Here is a 14,728-nt window from a genome sequence, read left to right as displayed (position 1 = left end):
AGAGCGATGTACGAGCGGCGCCTTTCCCGCGGTCCCGCCCTCGCCCCGCCGCTCTCCCCCGGCGGGAGAGAGGCAAGCGGCTACCCGCCCAGCAATGCCGCGTAACCCGAGCGCGCGTCCGGCCAGCGCGGCACGAACCCGCTCGCGCGCAGGCGTGCATTGCAGAGCCGCTTGCTGCCGATGCCAGCGGGCGCAGGCCCTGCCGGTGGACGCGGCGCGCCGGCCAGTCCGGCCAGATGGTCGTACAGCACATCGAGCGGCAGCGGCGTGTCGTCGGCGCCCAGGTAAAGCGGGGCGGCATCGGGCAACAGGAGCAGATGGGCGATCGCCGCCGCGGCATCGTCGACGTGGATGCGGTTGGCCCAATGAACCCGCCCACGCGGCACGGCCACCGTGCCCGCACGCAGCCGATCGAGCAGTTGCAACCGTCCCGGCCCGTACAGGCCGGCCAGCCGCACCACCGTGGAAGCCACCGGCTGGGCCTCGAGCCAACGCTCCGCTTCGAGCAACACGGCACCGTTGAAGCCGGGCGGCCGGGCCGGCGTGTCCTCATCCACCCATTCGCCGGCATGGTCGCCGTAGACCGCGCTGGAGGAGACGAACAGCACGCGCCGCAGGGCTGATCGGTCCAGCGCCGCAAACATGGCGCGCAGGCCACCGAGGAAGACGGCCTCATAGGTGGCCCGGTCGCGCGCATCGGGCGCCGGCAGGTAGGCCACCCGGGTCATGCCTGCGGGCAGGCTGCGACATGTCGCGGGCGAGGTCAGGTCGCCGGCAAGCCAACCGATGCCGTCACCACGCTCTGCCGGCGGGCGCCGACGCAGCGCGAACACCTCGTGCCCCTGCGCACGCAGTTGGCGCGCCACGCGCAGTCCCACGTCGCCGCAACCGGCCAGCAAGACGCGTTCGCCCGTGGTTGCTAGCATGCGCGCATGAACCCCTCGTGCAACCTGTTCCTGGTCGGTCCGACCGGTGCCGGCAAGACGTCGATCGGCCGACGCCTCGCCGCGCATTATGGCCTGCCGTTCCTGGATCTGGACCAGGAGATCGAGCGGCATTGCGGCGTGGACGTGCGTTGCGTGTTCGAGATCGAGGGCGAGGCGGGTTTCCGCCAGCGCGAAACGGCGTTGCTCGATGAGATCACCGCGCGCACGGGCGTGCTGCTGGCCACCGGCGCCGGCGCCGTGCTCGATCCGGCCAACTGCCGGCACCTGGCCGAGCGCGGCTTCGTGCTGTGGCTGGACACCACCGTGGAGCAGCAGCTCGAACGCCTGGCGCGCGACACCAAGCGCCCCTTGCTCGCGGGCGAGGACCGGCGCGGCAAGCTCGAGGCGATGGCGCAGATGCGCGCACCGCTCTACCGCGCAATCGCCGACCTGCGCATGCCCGGCGAACACGAAGGGGTAGCGACGGCGAGCGAACGCTGCCTGGCGCTGCTCGACCAGCATTGGCAACGGCAGCAGGCCGCGTGAACCGCATGAACGAAACGGACGTCCGGACGATCGAAGTCGCGCTCGGCGCACGCCGCTATCCCGTGTGGATCGGCCATGGCCTGCTCGGCGACGGTGCCCGCTGGCGGGCGCGCCTGCGCGGGCGCCACGCGCTGGTGGTCAGCAATACCACCGTGGCGCCGCTGTATCTGGAGCAGCTGGCCAAGGGCCTCGACGGACTGCAGTGGTCGAGCTTCCTGCTGGACGATGGCGAGGCGCACAAGAGCTTCGCGAACGTCGGCCGGGCGCTGGACGCGCTCGCCACGCTGGGCGCCACCCGGGATGCCTGCGTGGTCGCGCTGGGTGGCGGCGTGGTCGGCGACCTGGCGGGCTTCACCGCGGCCTGCTGGATGCGCGGCATCGATTTCATCCAGATCCCGACCACGCTGCTGGCGATGGTCGATTCCTCGGTCGGCGGCAAGACCGGCGTCAACCTGCCCGCAGGCAAGAACCTGGTCGGCGCCTTCCACCAGCCGCGCGCGGTGGTCGCCGACGTCGACACCCTGGCGACCCTGCCCGACCGCGAATACCGGGCGGGCCTGGCCGAAGTGGTCAAGGGCGCGGCGATCGGCGACGCCGCGTTCTTCGCCTGGCTCGAAGCGCATGCCGATGCGCTGGCCGCCCGCGACACCTCCATCGTCATCGAGGCGATCGCGCGCAAGGTGCGCTACAAGGCCGGCGTGGTCGCCCGCGACGAAACCGAACGGGGCGAGCGTGCCCTGCTCAACCTGGGCCACACCTTCGGCCATGCGCTGGAAACCGCCGGCCGCTACACGGCCCTGTTGCACGGCGAGGCCGTCGCGATCGGGATGCTGCTGGCGGCATCGCTGTCCGAGCGGCTGGGCATGAGCGAATCGGCCGACGCCGTCCGCCTGCAGCGCCTGCTCGACCGGCTCGGCTTGCCGACCGCGATGCCGGCCGGTTCCGACCCCGAGCAGTTGCTCACCCTGATGCGGCTGGACAAGAAGAACACCGCAGGCACGCTGCGCCTGATCCTGTGGCGAGGCATCGGTCGCGCCGAGATCGTCGACGGCGTGGACGAGGCGCCGGTGCTGGCGGTGCTGCGCGAGGCCTCGTCCGCGGCTTCCTAGCAAGCGTCTGAGCCCCACCAGCACGATACCGCCACGTCGGCCGCACGCGGCCCTGCACGTACCACGCCGGCGGAAACCCGGGCGTCACCGGCCCCGGCGGACCACGCCCCGGCAGCAGCGACAACACGTGCGCTCGCCAGCCTTGCCGCGGCCTTCTAGAATGGCGCGCCTGCGGCGCCCTTGCCGCACCATCACGGACACCATGCGTCTCTACCTGCAAACCATGCCCGCCTCGGCCGAGGCGCCGCGCTACGTGCAGATCGTGCTTGAGCAGGACCTGCTCGGCGGCTGGACGCTGTACCGCGAAAGCGGCACGCAGGGCGGCAAGGCCACGCTCAAGCGCGAGCAGTTCCTCGAGCGCGACGCCGCCATCGCGGCGTTCGAGAAGGCGCGCGACGCGCAGCTCAAGCGCGGCTTCCGCGTGATGTTCGCCCAGGGCCTGGACGGCCCGCACGGCCGCTGACGACATGAACGCACCGCTGAAAAACGACCGCTTCCTGCGCGCCCTGCGCCGCGAGCCGACCGACACCACGCCGATCTGGGTGATGCGCCAGGCCGGCCGCTACCTGCCCGAATACCGCGCCACGCGCGAGCGCGCCGGCAGCTTCATGGGCCTGGCGCAGAACCCCGAGTTCGCCTGCGAGGTGACGCTGCAGCCGCTGGAGCGTTTCGAACTCGACGCCGCCATCCTGTTCTCCGACATCCTCACCATCCCCGACGCGATGGGCCTGGGGCTGTCCTTCGCCCAGGGCGAAGGCCCGCAGTTCGCGCGCCCCCTGCGCAACGCCGCCGACGTCGGGCGGCTGGCCGTGCCGGACATGGACCGCGAGCTGCGCTACGTGATGGACGCCGTGCGGCTGATCCGCACAGAGCTCGACGGCCGCGTGCCGCTGATCGGTTTCTCCGGCAGTCCATGGACGCTCGCCTGCTACATGGTCGAAGGCCGGGGCTCGCGCGATTTCGCCACGCTCAAGGCGATGTGCTGGAACGAACCGGCGCTCGCCCACCGGTTGCTCGACACGCTGGCGCGCGCGGTTTCCTGCTATCTCGCGGCCCAGGCCGCCGCGGGCGCGCAAGCGCTGATGGTGTTCGATACCTGGGGCGGCCTGCTCGGGCCGGCTCCCTTCCGCGAGTTTTCGCTGCGCTACATGCGCCAGGTGGTCGCCGCCTTGAAGGCCGACCCGCACGCACGCGAACTGCCGGTGATCCTGTTCTCCAAGGGCGCCGGCTTGCACCTGGCCGAAATGGCGGACTCCGGCTGCGCGGCGCTCGGCGTGGACTGGACCATCGATCTGGATCAGGCCCGCCGCGCGGTGGAAGGCAAGGTCGCGCTGCAAGGCAACCTCGACCCGGCCGTGCTGCGCTCCAACCCCGACGTGATCCGCCGTGAGGCGCGCGCGGTGCTGGACAGCTACGGCAACTATCCCGGCCACGTGTTCAACCTCGGCCACGGCATCACGCCGGAGGTCGAGCCGGAGCACGTCAAGGTGCTGGTCGACGAAGTGCACGCCCACGGGCGCAGCTTGCGGGCAGGCCGCTGATGGCCTGGCTCGTCACCAAGTACCTGGTCACCGCTGCCGTGGTGGTGCTGGTGTCCGAGGTGGCCAAGCGCAGCGACCGGCTCGGCGGCCTGCTCGGCGCCCTGCCGATGGTGACCCTGCTGGCGCTCATCTGGCTCCAGGTGGAGCACCAGCCGCAGCAGAAGATCGCCAACCACGCCTGGTACACGTTCTGGTACGTGCTGCCGACCTTGCCGATGTTCCTGATCTTCCCGGCGCTGCTGCCCCGGTTGGGTTTCTGGCCCACGCTGCTCGCTTGCGCCGTGATCACGGCGGCGTGTTTCGGCCTGTTCGCGCTCGCGGTGCGGCGGTTCGGGATCGAACTGCTCTAGGCTGCTCGAACGCCGCTTAACATACCCTGCTTGCTCTGTCCATACCTGCGGCGCATGATGAGGCCGCCGGCAAATGGCCGGTCGGCAAAAGGCAGGGGGTGCCGTCATGTCGCGAAGCAATCCTTTCAGCGCGCCGATTCCGGGCGCAGACGATGTTGCGCAACCGTACGTTTTTCGGTCGCCGACCACGCTGGGCAACGGCTTGCGAGGCGTGCTCGCCGCGTTCGTGCTGCTCACGCTGGCGGTCGTCGCCGTCATGCTCCACGGACTGCAGTTGCTCCAGCAGGGTATCGATACGGGCATCAGTACGGGCCTTCAGGACGAATTGGCAGGCACCGGCCGACTGCAATTGAACCTGTTCCGCCTGCAGCTGGTACTGATGCTGGCCTGCTATCTGTGGGCCGGTAGCTGGGTCCACCGGGTGGCCTGCAACGTCCGCGCGCTCGGCGCCAAGGGCCTGGACGACTCACCCGGCTGGGCGGTGGGCTGGTATGCCGTGCCGGTCATGAATCTGATGCGACCGATGCGGGCGATGACCCAGGTCTGGCTGGCGTCGCATGCGCCTACGCGCTGGCAGAAACTCGGCACGCCGCGGTTGCTGATGGCGTGGTGGTGCTTCTGGGTCGCGGGCAACCTGTGCTACTGGTTCGTCACGCAGTACCTGCGGCCGGAGCACACCTTCGAAGGCCTGCATACCCAGCAATGGTTGCTGCTCTGCGGGCAGGCGCTGAACCTGGTGGCCGCCGCGCTGTTCCTGCTCGTCGTGTCGCGGCTGACCCGCATGCAGGTGGAAGAGCGCGAGCGCCAGCAGGCAACGCCGGCGATCCCGACACCTTCGCTGGCCGACGCCTTCATCGCCTAGGCAATCGGGCCCCGATGCGGCCGACCCGAGGCCCCGGCTCGAGCCGGGGCCTTTTTGCTGCCTGCGCCGCCATGGCTTGGGGCCATCACGCCCGCCCCGTACAATCGCAGGCTTACCTTCCATGACGCGCGCGCCGCACGGCGCGCCATCGCGAGTCTCCGATGGACAAGAGTTTCGAGCCCGGCCAGATCGAATCGACGTGGTACGCCCGCTGGGAGGAAAGCGGCGCGTTCAAGCCGACCGGCCAGGGCGAGCCTTACTGCATCCTGCTGCCGCCGCCGAACGTCACCGGCACGCTGCACATGGGCCATGCGTTCCAGCAGACCGTGATGGACATGCTGATCCGCTACCAGCGCATGCGCGGCATGAAGACGCTGTGGCAGGTCGGCACCGACCACGCCGGCATCGCCACGCAGAAGATCGTGGAGAACCAGCTCGCCGCCGAGGGCAAATCGCGGCACGACCTGGGCCGCGAGCCCTTCGTCGAGCGCGTGTGGCAGTGGAAGGAAGAGTCGGGCTCCACCATCACGAACCAGATGCGGCGCCTGGGCGTGGCCGCCGACTGGTCGCGCGAGCGCTTCACCATGGACGAGGGGCTCTCGGCCGCGGTGCGCAAGGTGTTCGTACAGTGGTACCGCGACGGCCTGATCTACCGCGGCAACCGCCTGGTGAACTGGGACCCGGCGCTGGGAACGGCGGTGTCGGACCTGGAAGTCAACAACGTCGAGCGCGACGGCCACATGTGGTCGATCCGCTACATGACCGCCGACGGCGCGGGCTCGGTGGTGGTCGCCACCACGCGCCCGGAAACCATGCTGGGCGACGTGGCGGTGGCGGTGCATCCGGAGGATGAGCGCTACGCGCACCTGATCGGCACGATGCTGCATCTGCCGCTCACCGGCCGCGAGATCCCGGTGATCGCCGACGACTATGTCGACCGCGAGTTCGGCACCGGCTGCGTCAAGATCACCCCCGCGCACGACTTCAACGACTACGCCATCGGCCACCGCCACAAGCTGGAGCCGATCAACATTTTCACGCTCGACGCCAAGGTCAACGACAACGCGCCGGCGAAGTACCGCGGCCTGGAACGCTACGAGGCGCGCAAGGCGGTACTGGCGGACCTCGAAGCGGCGGGCCTGCTGGTCGAGACCAAGCCGCACAAGCTGCAGGTGCCGGTCAGCCAGCGCTCGGACGCGGTGATCGAGCCGATACTGACCGACCAGTGGTTCGTCGACCTCACCTCCGAGGTGCTGGCGGACGGCCGTCCCGGCGGGCGCACGGCGATCACCGAGCCGGCGCTGGAAGCGGTGCGCTCGGGCGCGATCCGCTTCGTGCCGGAGAACTGGACCACCACCTACACGCAGTGGCTGGAGAACATCCAGGACTGGTGCATCAGCCGCCAGCTCTGGTGGGGCCACCGCATCCCGGCGTGGTACGACGAGGCGGGCAACATCTTCGTCGGCGAGGACGAGCTCGACGCGCGCCGCCACGCGACCACCGAGGTCGTCGGAGCGCTCCGCCAGGACGAGGACGTGCTCGACACCTGGTTCTCCTCCGCGCTGTGGCCCTTTTCAACGCTGGGCTGGCCGATGCAGGGGCCGGTGCGGAACGAGCGCGGCGAGATCGTCGCCGACTGGAGCCAGGACAAGCTGTTCCTGCCCAGCGCCGTATTGGTCACCGGCTTCGACATCATCTTCTTCTGGGTCGCGCGCATGGTGATGGCGACCCTGTACTTCACCAGGCAGGTGCCCTTCCGCGAGGTCTACATCAACGCCATCGTGCGCGACGCCGAAGGCCAGAAGATGTCCAAGTCCAAGGGCAACACGCTGGACCCGCTTGATCTGATCGACGGCATCGACCTGGAACCGCTGGTGCAGAAATCCACCCGCTCGCTGCTGATCCCGCAGGTGCGCGAGAAGGTGGAAAAGCGTATCCGCAAGGACTATCCCGCCGGCATCCCGGCGATCGGCACCGACGCGCTGCGCTTCACCTTCGCGGCGCTGGCCAGCTACAGCCGCACGATCAACTTCGACATCAAGCGCGCCGAGGGCTACAAGGCGTTCTGCAACAAGCTGTGGAACGCGGCGCGCTTCGTGCTGATGAATGTGGATGAAGCCGGTAACGGGGAACGCGAAACGGCGAACGCGCGGCCGGCGACGGAGGCGGAGCGCTGGATTCTCACGCGTTTGAAGCACACGCTGACCGAGGTCGAGGGACACTACGCGACCTACCGCTTCGACCTGCTGGCGCAGGCGCTCTACGAATTCGTCTGGAACGAGTACTGCGACTGGTTCCTGGAGTTGTCCAAACCCGCCTTGAACGGCGACGACGCGGCCGCTGCCGCCTCCACCCGGCATACCCTGCTGGTGGTGCTGGAGACGGTGCTGCGTGCCCTGCACCCGGTCATCCCCTTCATCACCGAGGAGATCTGGCAATCGGTGGCCCCACGCCTGGGCATCCAGGCTTCGAGCATCATGCTGCAGCCATGGCCGACGGCCGCCGGGCTCCCGGCCGACGAGGCGGCCAGCGCCGAAATCGAGTGGGTCAAGGCAGTGCTCTCGGGCATCCGCCGCATCCGCTCCGAGATGAACATCGCGCCGGGCAAGACCATCCCGCTGCTGCTGGCCGACGGCGAGCCAGCCGATCGCACACGCGTGGCCAAGTTCGCCGCGCAGATCGCCTTCCTCGCGCGCACCGAGACGCCGCGATGGGTCGAAGCGGGCACCGAGGAGCCCGCGGCGGCCGCGGCGGTGGTCGGCAGCCTGCGCGTACTGATCCCGCTCGCGGGGTTGATCGATCTCACCGCGGAGAAGGCGCGCCTTGCGAAGGAAATCGCCCGCATCGAGGGCGAGATCCGCAAGTGCGAGGGCAAGCTAGGCAATGCCAGCTTCGTGGCCAACGCGCCGGCCGAAGTGGTGGCGCAGGAGCGCCAGCGCATCGTCGACTGGAGCACGCAGCTGGAGGCGTTGCGGGAGCAAGCACGCAAGCTGGGGTAGTCACCGCCTTACTGGCCACTCGATGCCGCATCCCCTCATCGAATCCTTCCCCACGCGAACGCGGGGGAAGATACCGACAGGCGGATGGGGCGCCCTTGGGCCGGATGCTGGTGAGCCTTTCCCACGAATCGCCCGTCCAGGCACCTCATCCCGCAGACCACACCCTCAGGCGACAAGGGGATGTTCCAACTTGCGCGTGGGCTCAGGAACCGGCCGGGTCCAGCGCCATTACGATGGCGTCCTCGCGCCCGCCCTTGGCCGGGTAATAGCGCGGACGCCGGCCGATCTCCTTGAAACCGACCGAGGCGTACAACTGCTGCGCCACCGGGTTCGACGGGCGCACCTCGAGGAACACCCGTTCGGCGCCGCTCCAGCGCGCCACGTCCAGCAGGCGGCCCAGCAGGTGACGGCCCAGGCCCTGGCCGCGCCAGTCCGGACCGATGCAGAGATTGAGCACGTGCGCCTCGCCGGCTGCCACCGACAGGATGCCGTAGCCGGCCACCACGCCGTCGCTGCAGAGCACCCAGCACGGGTGCCCCGCCTTCAGGCAGTCGCCGAAGATGCCGGCGGACCAAGGGAAGTCGTACGAGGCGTTTTCCAGCGCGCTGACCGCGGGCAGGTCCTCGCGACGCATGGCGCGCACTTCCACCCGTGGGCGCGCCACCGCCACCATCACACGCCCTCCGGCGCGGCGAGCGTTCGCCGCAACTGGCGCAGCGCGGTCCATAGCCGGCGTTTGCCCTCGCCGCTGGCAAGCACCTGCTGCGGCTCATCGGCGAGCACGATCTGCGCCTGATTCATCACCGCAGCGGGCAGCTCGCGCCCCAATGCATGTGCCTGTGCCTGGCCGAACACCAGGTAGGCGCGCACGGGCGGCACGGTGGCGGCGGGACGCCCATCCCGCACCAGGATGCGGCCGGCCCGCGCCAGTTCCGGCCCATAGGCGGCGAGCGCGCGGCCGAGCAGGTCCAGCTCGCGGGGCGCGCAACCCTCGGGCAACAGCACCACGCAGGAAGCCGGCGCGACCGCCGCCGCTGGCGCCGGCCCCGGGGACGGCTCGGCCGGCGCCGTGCCGATACGGCGCACCCATGGGGTGATGCCCAACGCGCGCAGCATCCGCGCGCGGCGCGCGGTGGGTTCGCTGCTGGCCGGCAGGGCGCTCACGGCCTGCCGCGGCGAATCCGCCGGCGATGCGCGGCGCGGCCCCACAGCGTGACCACCGGACCGGACAGCAGGTACAGCGTGAACACCACGAACAGCACCCGCGGCGGATCGATCAGGAAGGGCACCAGCACCAGCACGCCGGCCAGCACCCACAGGAACGGCACGCGGTCGCGCTCGCCCATCGGCAGCGACTTGAAGCTGAAATAGCGGAAGCGGCTGACCATCAGCAGCCCCACTACCACGGCCACCACCAGCGTGACGAAACACAGCACCTGACCGTTGATGTCCTGGCCCTCGGCGCGGAATTTCTCCACGCTCCACACGAAGGACATGCACACGGCGGCCGCTGCCGGACTGGCCAGGCCCTGGAAATAGCGTTTGTCGATCACTCCGACCTGGGTGTTGAACCGCGCCAGGCGCAACGCGGCGCAGGCGGCGTAGAGGAAGGCCGCGGCCCAGCCGATCTTGCCCCAGACCGGCCCGAAGCCCTTCAGCGAGGACAGCGACCAGTTGTACATCACCAGCGAGGGCGCCAGGCCGAAGCTGACCAGGTCCGACAACGAGTCGTACTGCACGCCGAACTCGCTCTGCGTGCCGGTCAACCGGGCCACGCGGCCGTCCATGCCGTCGAGCACCGCCGCGACGAAAACGGCGACCGCCGCCTCGGTGAAACGCCCGCCGATGCTCGCCACCACGGCGTAATAACCTGCGAACATCGCCGCCGTGGTGAACAGGTTCGGCAGCAGGTAAATGCCCCGGTGGCGCGGGGTGCGAACTGGCGCGTTCTCGCTCATGCAACGATCCGTGACGTACTGCGCGAGAGTGTAAACCATCGTCCGTCGCCTGCTCCCGCGCGCTTGAGTCCGGCGCGCCGGAGTGTTAACTAGTGCCGGGCCCACCCGCCGGAGAAACCCATGCGCCGCCTGCCCCTTGCCCTCGTGTTGCTGCTGCTCGCACCCGCGGTCGCGGCGCAGGTATACAAGTGGACCGATGCGCAGGGAACCGTGCACTACTCCGAGATGCCGCCTCCGCAGGGCACCGCCTTCAAGCGCATCACCACTACCGGCGTGGTCCAGGCGCCGCCGCCGGCGCCCAAGCCGGCCGGCGCCGAGCCCGACGACAAGCCCCAACCGGAACAACCCGCCCCGGTCGCCGACACGCCGGAGAACCGCGCCAAGCTGTGCAGTTCGCTCAAGGCCAACCTCGATACGCTCAGGAGCAAGGGGCCGGTGGTGATGGAGCAGCAGGGCAAGCCGGTCGCGCTGGACGACGACCAGCGCAAGCAGCAGATCGCCACCGCCGAAAAGCAATACGTGCAGTTCTGCTCGCAGTAACCGCCGGCAATCCCGACCGGCGGGGGCCGTATAATCGGCCTCTTTGCCGATCCGGATCGCCCGCCATGCGCCTCAGCCAATTCCACCTGGCCACCGTCAAGGAAGTTCCCGCCGACGCCGAAATCGCCAGCCACCGGCTGATGCTGCGCGCCGGCATGATCCGCAAACTCGCTTCGGGCCTGTATACCTGGACGCCGCTGGGCCTGCGCGTATTGCGCAAGGTCGAACAGGTGGTGCGCGAGGAAATGAACCGCGCCGGCGCCATCGAATTGCTGATGCCCGCCGTGCAGCCGAAGGAGTTGTGGGAAGAATCCGGCCGCTGGGACAAATTCGGCGACCAGCTGCTCAAGATCCGTGACCGCAAGGACCAGGAATTCTGCTTCGGTCCGACCCACGAGGAAGTCATTACCGACTTCGCCCGCAACGAGCTCAAAAGCTACAAGCAGCTCCCGCTCAATTTCTACCAGATCCAGACCAAGTTCCGCGACGAGATTCGCCCGCGCTTCGGCGTGATGCGCGCGCGCGAGTTCCTTATGAAGGACGCCTATTCCTTCCATCTCTCGGCCGAATCGCTCGGCGAAACGTACGAAGCGATGTACCGCGCCTACTCGCGCATTTTCAGTCGGCTGGGCCTTTCGTTCCGCGCGGTGCAGGCCGATACCGGCGCGATCGGCGGCAACGCCAGCCATGAATTCCAGGTACTGGCCGACTCGGGCGAGGACGCGATCGCCTTTTCCGACGGCTCCGATTACGCGGCCAATGTCGAAAAGGCCCAGGCGCTCGCGCCTGCCGTCGCACGTCCTGCCCCGCATGCGGAACTCGAGCGCGTGGACACGCCCACGCAGAAGTCCATCGCCGAAGTGAGCGCCTTTCTCGGCGTATCGCCGCAGCAGTGCATCAAGACGCTGCTCGTGCGCGGGCGCGATGGGCTGGTCGCGCTGTGCCTGCGCGGCGACCACGAGATCAACGAGGTCAAGGCCGGCAAGCTGCCCGAGTTGCCTGACCAATCGGTGCTCGCCTCCGAGGAGGAGATTCTCGCCGCCACCGGCGCGCGCCCGGGCTTCATCGGCCCGGTCGGCCTGCCTGTGGGCATTCCGGTGATCGTCGACCGCGATGCGGCGGTGCTCGCCGATTTCGTCTGCGGCGGCAATGCCGATGGCACCCATTACACCGGCGCCAACTGGGAACGCGACGCGCGCATCACCCGTGTCGAGGACATCCGCCAGGTCGTCGAGGGCGACCTCTCGCCCGACGGCCACGGCACGCTGCATATCGCCCGCGGCATCGAAGTGGGGCATATTTTCCAGCTCGGCGCCAAATACGCCCAGGCGCTGGGCGCCACGGTGCTCGATGACCAGGGCAAGAGCCAGGTGATGGTGATGGGCTGCTATGGCATCGGCGTCAGCCGCATCGTGGCGGCGGCGATCGAGCAATCGCACGACCCGGCCGGGATTATCTGGCCCGAAGCCATGGCGCCCTGGCGAGTGGCCGTTTGCATCATCAATCCGAAGAACTCGCCCGAGGTGACCGCGGCGGCCGAGGCGCTTTATCGCAAACTGGAACAGCGCGGTATCGAAACGCTTCTGGACGACCGTGGCCTGCGCCCGGGCCAGATGTTCGCGGACCTCGAACTGATCGGCATTCCGCACCGCGTGGTGGTGAGCGAGCGTGGCCTGGCTGCCGGCACGCTGGAATACCGCAGCCGCAGTGAATCGGACAACCGTGCCATTACCGAGGACGAATTGTTCACGCTACTGGCCGGAAAGTAGGCGCCCATTTGCACCATTAACGGGCCGTCGTTCCGCGCAAGACCGCTTATGGCTTCCTGATAATCCGCTCCTTTTGCAATCGCCCCCGCAATTGGGTGAGAATGGATCGGCACAGGACGCACCGCTCTCATGACGAGAAGCAAGGCACATAATCGAAAGACTTTCCGGGAGCCTACGCATGGCAGTCGATATCAAGAACCTCAATCACAACCAGCTCAATGAACTGATCAGCAAGGCGCAGGTGCGCCAGAATGAGCTGCGCAAGGAAAAGGTCGCCAAGCTGCGTGAAAAAATCCACGCGCTGGTGAAGGCCGAAGGCTTCACTTTCGAGGACGTTTTCGGCGGCGCCCGCAAGGCCCGCCGCAGCACCGGCACGGTCGCGCCGAAGTATCGCAACCCTGCCAATCCGGAACAGACCTGGTCCGGCCGCGGCAAGCGCCCGCGCTGGTTCAACGACGCGCTGAAGGCCGGCAAGAAGGAAAAGGATCTGGCGATCTGATTCCGGCGGCTGCCATGAAATGAAAACACCGGCCCAGTGCCGGTGTTTTTTTGTGCAGCCCTCACGCCCATGGGCTCCCGTTCCCGACGAGGAATGGGGACCGGCAACTCAGGCCGCGGTGCCGCCCACCGTCATGCCGTCGATCTTGAGCGTGGGCTGGCCCACGCCGACCGGCACGCTCTGGCCGTCCTTGCCGCACACGCCGATGCCTTCGTCGAGCTTGAGATCGTTGCCGATCATCGAGACGCGGGTGAGCACCTCGGGGCCGGAGCCGATCAGCGTGGCGCCCTTGACCGGCGCGGTGACCTTGCCGTCCTCGATCAGGTAGGCCTCGCTGGCGGAGAACACGAACTTGCCGCTGGTGATGTCGACCTGGCCGCCGCCGAAATTCACCGCGTACAGGCCGCGCTTGACCGAGCGGATGATCTCGGCCGGATCCTGCGCGCCGGCACGCATGTAGGTGTTGGTCATGCGCGGCATTGGCAGCTGCGCGAAGGATTCGCGCCGGCCGTTGCCGGTGGGCTTCATGCCCATCAGGCGCGCGTTCAACTTGTCCTGCATGTAGCCCACGAGGATGCCGTCCTCGATCAGCGTGGTGCACTCGCTGGGCGTGCCCTCGTCGTCGACGCTGAGCGAGCCGCGGCGATTGGGCAAGGTGCCGTCGTCGACCACGGTGACGCCGGGCGCGGCCACGCGCTGGCCGATGCGGCCGGCAAAGGCCGAGCTGCCCTTGCGGTTGAAGTCGCCCTCCAAGCCGTGGCCGATCGCTTCGTGCAACAGCACGCCGGGCCAGCCGGGGCCGAGCACGACGGTCATCTGCCCGGCCGGGGCATCGATCGAATCGAGGTTGACCAGCGCCTGGCGCACCGCCTCGTCGGCGAAGGCCAGCGCGCGGCCGTTCTCGATCAACTCGCGGTAGCCGTAGCGGCCGCCGCCGCCGGCGCTGCCCTGCTCGCGCCGGCCGCCGGCCTCGGCGATCACCTGCACGTTCAGGCGCACCAGCGGGCGCACGTCGGCGGCCAGGGTGCCGTCGGCGCCGGCCACCAGCACGGTATCCATGGTCGCGGCCAGGCTCACGATCACCTGCTTGACGCGCGGGTCGCGCGCGCGGGCATAGGCGTCGACTTCGCGCAGCAGCGCGATCTTGTCCGGATTGGGCAGGCTCTCGACCGGGTCGAGCGCCGGATAGAGCGCCCGCGCGCCGCCGAGCGCCAGCGGCTTGCCGGCGCCATTGCCGCCCTGGGCGATCGCACGCGCGGCCTTGGAGGCTTCCAGCAGCTGCGGCAGCACGATCTCGTCGGAATAGGCGAAACCGGTCTTCTCGCCGCTGATCGCGCGCACGCCCGCGCCCTGCTCGATCGAGTGGCTGCCGTCCTTGACGATGCCCTCCTCCAGCAGCCACGACTCGCTGCGCGAATGCTGGAAATAGAGATCGGCCGCATCGATCGACGGACCCATCAGTTGAGCGAAGACACGTTCCAGGTCGTGGGTGGCCAGACCACCGGGAGCCAGCAGTTTGTTCTCGACGTGGGCAATCAGTGAATCCATGGAGCCGGCGTCCTCGGGGCGAAAGGGATGACTATCCCACATGGGGCCGGACGGGGGCTTTAAAAGCGCGCCGCTGGCTGC

General features: G+C 68.7%; 15 protein-coding genes. 10 read left to right on the top strand and 5 right to left on the bottom strand.

All coding sequences use genetic code 11. The features are described from left to right. Positions 1 to 80: 80 nt before the first annotated feature. On the bottom strand, positions 81 to 926 hold the full coding sequence (locus VGU03_RS05010; RefSeq protein ID WP_327479088.1) for an NAD-dependent epimerase/dehydratase family protein: 846 nt from the start codon (positions 924 to 926) through the stop codon (positions 81 to 83). A gap of 6 nt (positions 927 to 932) precedes the next feature. Between VGU03_RS05010 and VGU03_RS05005 the strand changes: the two genes are divergently transcribed. The 7 genes from VGU03_RS05005 to VGU03_RS04975 all read left to right on the top strand — a co-directional run bounded on the left by VGU03_RS05005 (position 933) and on the right by VGU03_RS04975 (position 8,333). Next, entirely contained in the window at positions 933 to 1,472 is a 540-nt protein-coding gene (locus tag VGU03_RS05005; RefSeq protein WP_327479087.1) for a shikimate kinase, read from the top strand. A gap of 5 nt (positions 1,473 to 1,477) precedes the next feature. Next, positions 1,478 to 2,581, top strand: coding sequence for a 3-dehydroquinate synthase (aroB, locus tag VGU03_RS05000; protein WP_327479086.1), 1,104 nt, complete (start codon positions 1,478 to 1,480; stop codon positions 2,579 to 2,581). Positions 2,582 to 2,783: 202 nt separating this feature from the next. Continuing rightward, positions 2,784 to 3,044 (top strand): WGR domain-containing protein, encoded by a 261-nt coding sequence (locus VGU03_RS04995; protein WP_091340633.1) that lies wholly within the window; start codon positions 2,784 to 2,786, stop codon positions 3,042 to 3,044. 4 nt (positions 3,045 to 3,048) lie between these two features. Then, the gene (gene hemE, locus VGU03_RS04990; protein WP_327479085.1) at positions 3,049 to 4,122 is read left to right on the top strand and encodes a uroporphyrinogen decarboxylase; all 1,074 of its coding nucleotides are present in this window, start codon (positions 3,049 to 3,051) and stop codon (positions 4,120 to 4,122) included. Continuing rightward, on the top strand, positions 4,122 to 4,472 hold the full coding sequence (locus tag VGU03_RS04985) for a DUF3147 family protein (RefSeq protein WP_327479084.1): 351 nt from the start codon (positions 4,122 to 4,124) through the stop codon (positions 4,470 to 4,472). Before hemE ends, VGU03_RS04985 begins: the two co-directional genes overlap by 1 nt. A 211-nt stretch (positions 4,473 to 4,683) precedes the next feature. Then, positions 4,684 to 5,334, top strand: a complete 651-nt coding sequence (locus VGU03_RS04980; protein ID WP_327479083.1) for a DUF4328 domain-containing protein — start codon at positions 4,684 to 4,686, stop codon at positions 5,332 to 5,334. A gap of 161 nt (positions 5,335 to 5,495) precedes the next feature. Next, positions 5,496 to 8,333, top strand: a complete 2,838-nt coding sequence (locus tag VGU03_RS04975) for a valine--tRNA ligase (RefSeq protein ID WP_327479082.1) — start codon at positions 5,496 to 5,498, stop codon at positions 8,331 to 8,333. A gap of 202 nt (positions 8,334 to 8,535) precedes the next feature. Here the strand turns inward: VGU03_RS04975 and rimI are convergent, their stop codons facing one another. Genes rimI through VGU03_RS04960 form a run of 3 tightly spaced genes read right to left on the bottom strand, consistent with a single transcriptional unit; the run spans position 8,536 to position 10,291 of the window. Next, positions 8,536 to 9,006, bottom strand: a complete 471-nt coding sequence (gene rimI, locus VGU03_RS04970) for a ribosomal protein S18-alanine N-acetyltransferase (protein ID WP_327479081.1) — start codon at positions 9,004 to 9,006, stop codon at positions 8,536 to 8,538. Next, a complete protein-coding gene (locus VGU03_RS04965) occupies positions 9,006 to 9,497 on the bottom strand; it encodes a hypothetical protein (RefSeq protein ID WP_327479080.1) in 492 nt (163 codons plus the stop codon). Before VGU03_RS04965 ends, rimI begins: the two co-directional genes overlap by 1 nt. Beyond that, entirely contained in the window at positions 9,494 to 10,291 is a 798-nt protein-coding gene (locus tag VGU03_RS04960) for a phosphatidylcholine/phosphatidylserine synthase (RefSeq protein WP_327479079.1), read from the bottom strand. The genes VGU03_RS04965 and VGU03_RS04960 overlap by 4 nt, the downstream gene beginning before the upstream one ends. Positions 10,292 to 10,411: 120 nt before the next feature. Between VGU03_RS04960 and VGU03_RS04955 the strand changes: the two genes are divergently transcribed. From VGU03_RS04955 to VGU03_RS04945, 3 genes are all read left to right on the top strand, one after another. After that, positions 10,412 to 10,831, top strand: coding sequence for a DUF4124 domain-containing protein (locus VGU03_RS04955; RefSeq protein ID WP_327479078.1), 420 nt, complete (start codon positions 10,412 to 10,414; stop codon positions 10,829 to 10,831). Positions 10,832 to 10,896: 65 nt separating this feature from the next. After that, complete coding sequence (locus tag VGU03_RS04950) at positions 10,897 to 12,600, top strand: proline--tRNA ligase (protein ID WP_327479077.1); 1,704 nt, start codon at positions 10,897 to 10,899, stop codon at positions 12,598 to 12,600. A gap of 178 nt (positions 12,601 to 12,778) precedes the next feature. After that, on the top strand, positions 12,779 to 13,099 hold the full coding sequence (locus VGU03_RS04945) for an H-NS histone family protein (protein ID WP_327479076.1): 321 nt from the start codon (positions 12,779 to 12,781) through the stop codon (positions 13,097 to 13,099). A gap of 108 nt (positions 13,100 to 13,207) precedes the next feature. Here the strand turns inward: VGU03_RS04945 and tldD are convergent, their stop codons facing one another. Beyond that, a complete protein-coding gene (gene tldD, locus VGU03_RS04940; RefSeq protein ID WP_327479075.1) occupies positions 13,208 to 14,647 on the bottom strand; it encodes a metalloprotease TldD in 1,440 nt (479 codons plus the stop codon). Between the last annotated feature and the right edge of the window lie 81 nt (positions 14,648 to 14,728).

The organism is Frateuria sp., assembly GCF_035944355.1.
GTDB lineage: Bacteria > Pseudomonadota > Gammaproteobacteria > Xanthomonadales > Rhodanobacteraceae > Frateuria_A.
This window is presented reverse-complemented; position numbering and strand designations above follow the sequence as displayed.

Bases quoted from the DNA above. Each gene is read 5' to 3' on its own strand.
- VGU03_RS05010 (WP_327479088.1), bottom strand. From the start codon at position 926: ATGCTAGCAACCACGGGCGAACGCGTCTTGCTGGCCGGTTGCGGCGAC.
- VGU03_RS05005 (WP_327479087.1), top strand. From the start codon at position 933: ATGAACCCCTCGTGCAACCTGTTCCTGGTCGGTCCGACCGGTGCCGGC.
- aroB (WP_327479086.1), top strand. From the start codon at position 1,478: ATGAACGAAACGGACGTCCGGACGATCGAAGTCGCGCTCGGCGCACGC.
- VGU03_RS04995 (WP_091340633.1), top strand. From the start codon at position 2,784: ATGCGTCTCTACCTGCAAACCATGCCCGCCTCGGCCGAGGCGCCGCGC.
- hemE (WP_327479085.1), top strand. From the start codon at position 3,049: ATGAACGCACCGCTGAAAAACGACCGCTTCCTGCGCGCCCTGCGCCGC.
- VGU03_RS04985 (WP_327479084.1), top strand. From the start codon at position 4,122: ATGGCCTGGCTCGTCACCAAGTACCTGGTCACCGCTGCCGTGGTGGTG.
- VGU03_RS04975 (WP_327479082.1), top strand. From the start codon at position 5,496: ATGGACAAGAGTTTCGAGCCCGGCCAGATCGAATCGACGTGGTACGCC.
- rimI (WP_327479081.1), bottom strand. From the start codon at position 9,006: ATGGTGGCGGTGGCGCGCCCACGGGTGGAAGTGCGCGCCATGCGTCGC.
- VGU03_RS04960 (WP_327479079.1), bottom strand. From the start codon at position 10,291: ATGAGCGAGAACGCGCCAGTTCGCACCCCGCGCCACCGGGGCATTTAC.
- VGU03_RS04955 (WP_327479078.1), top strand. From the start codon at position 10,412: ATGCGCCGCCTGCCCCTTGCCCTCGTGTTGCTGCTGCTCGCACCCGCG.
- VGU03_RS04950 (WP_327479077.1), top strand. From the start codon at position 10,897: ATGCGCCTCAGCCAATTCCACCTGGCCACCGTCAAGGAAGTTCCCGCC.
- VGU03_RS04945 (WP_327479076.1), top strand. From the start codon at position 12,779: ATGGCAGTCGATATCAAGAACCTCAATCACAACCAGCTCAATGAACTG.
- tldD (WP_327479075.1), bottom strand. From the start codon at position 14,647: ATGGATTCACTGATTGCCCACGTCGAGAACAAACTGCTGGCTCCCGGT.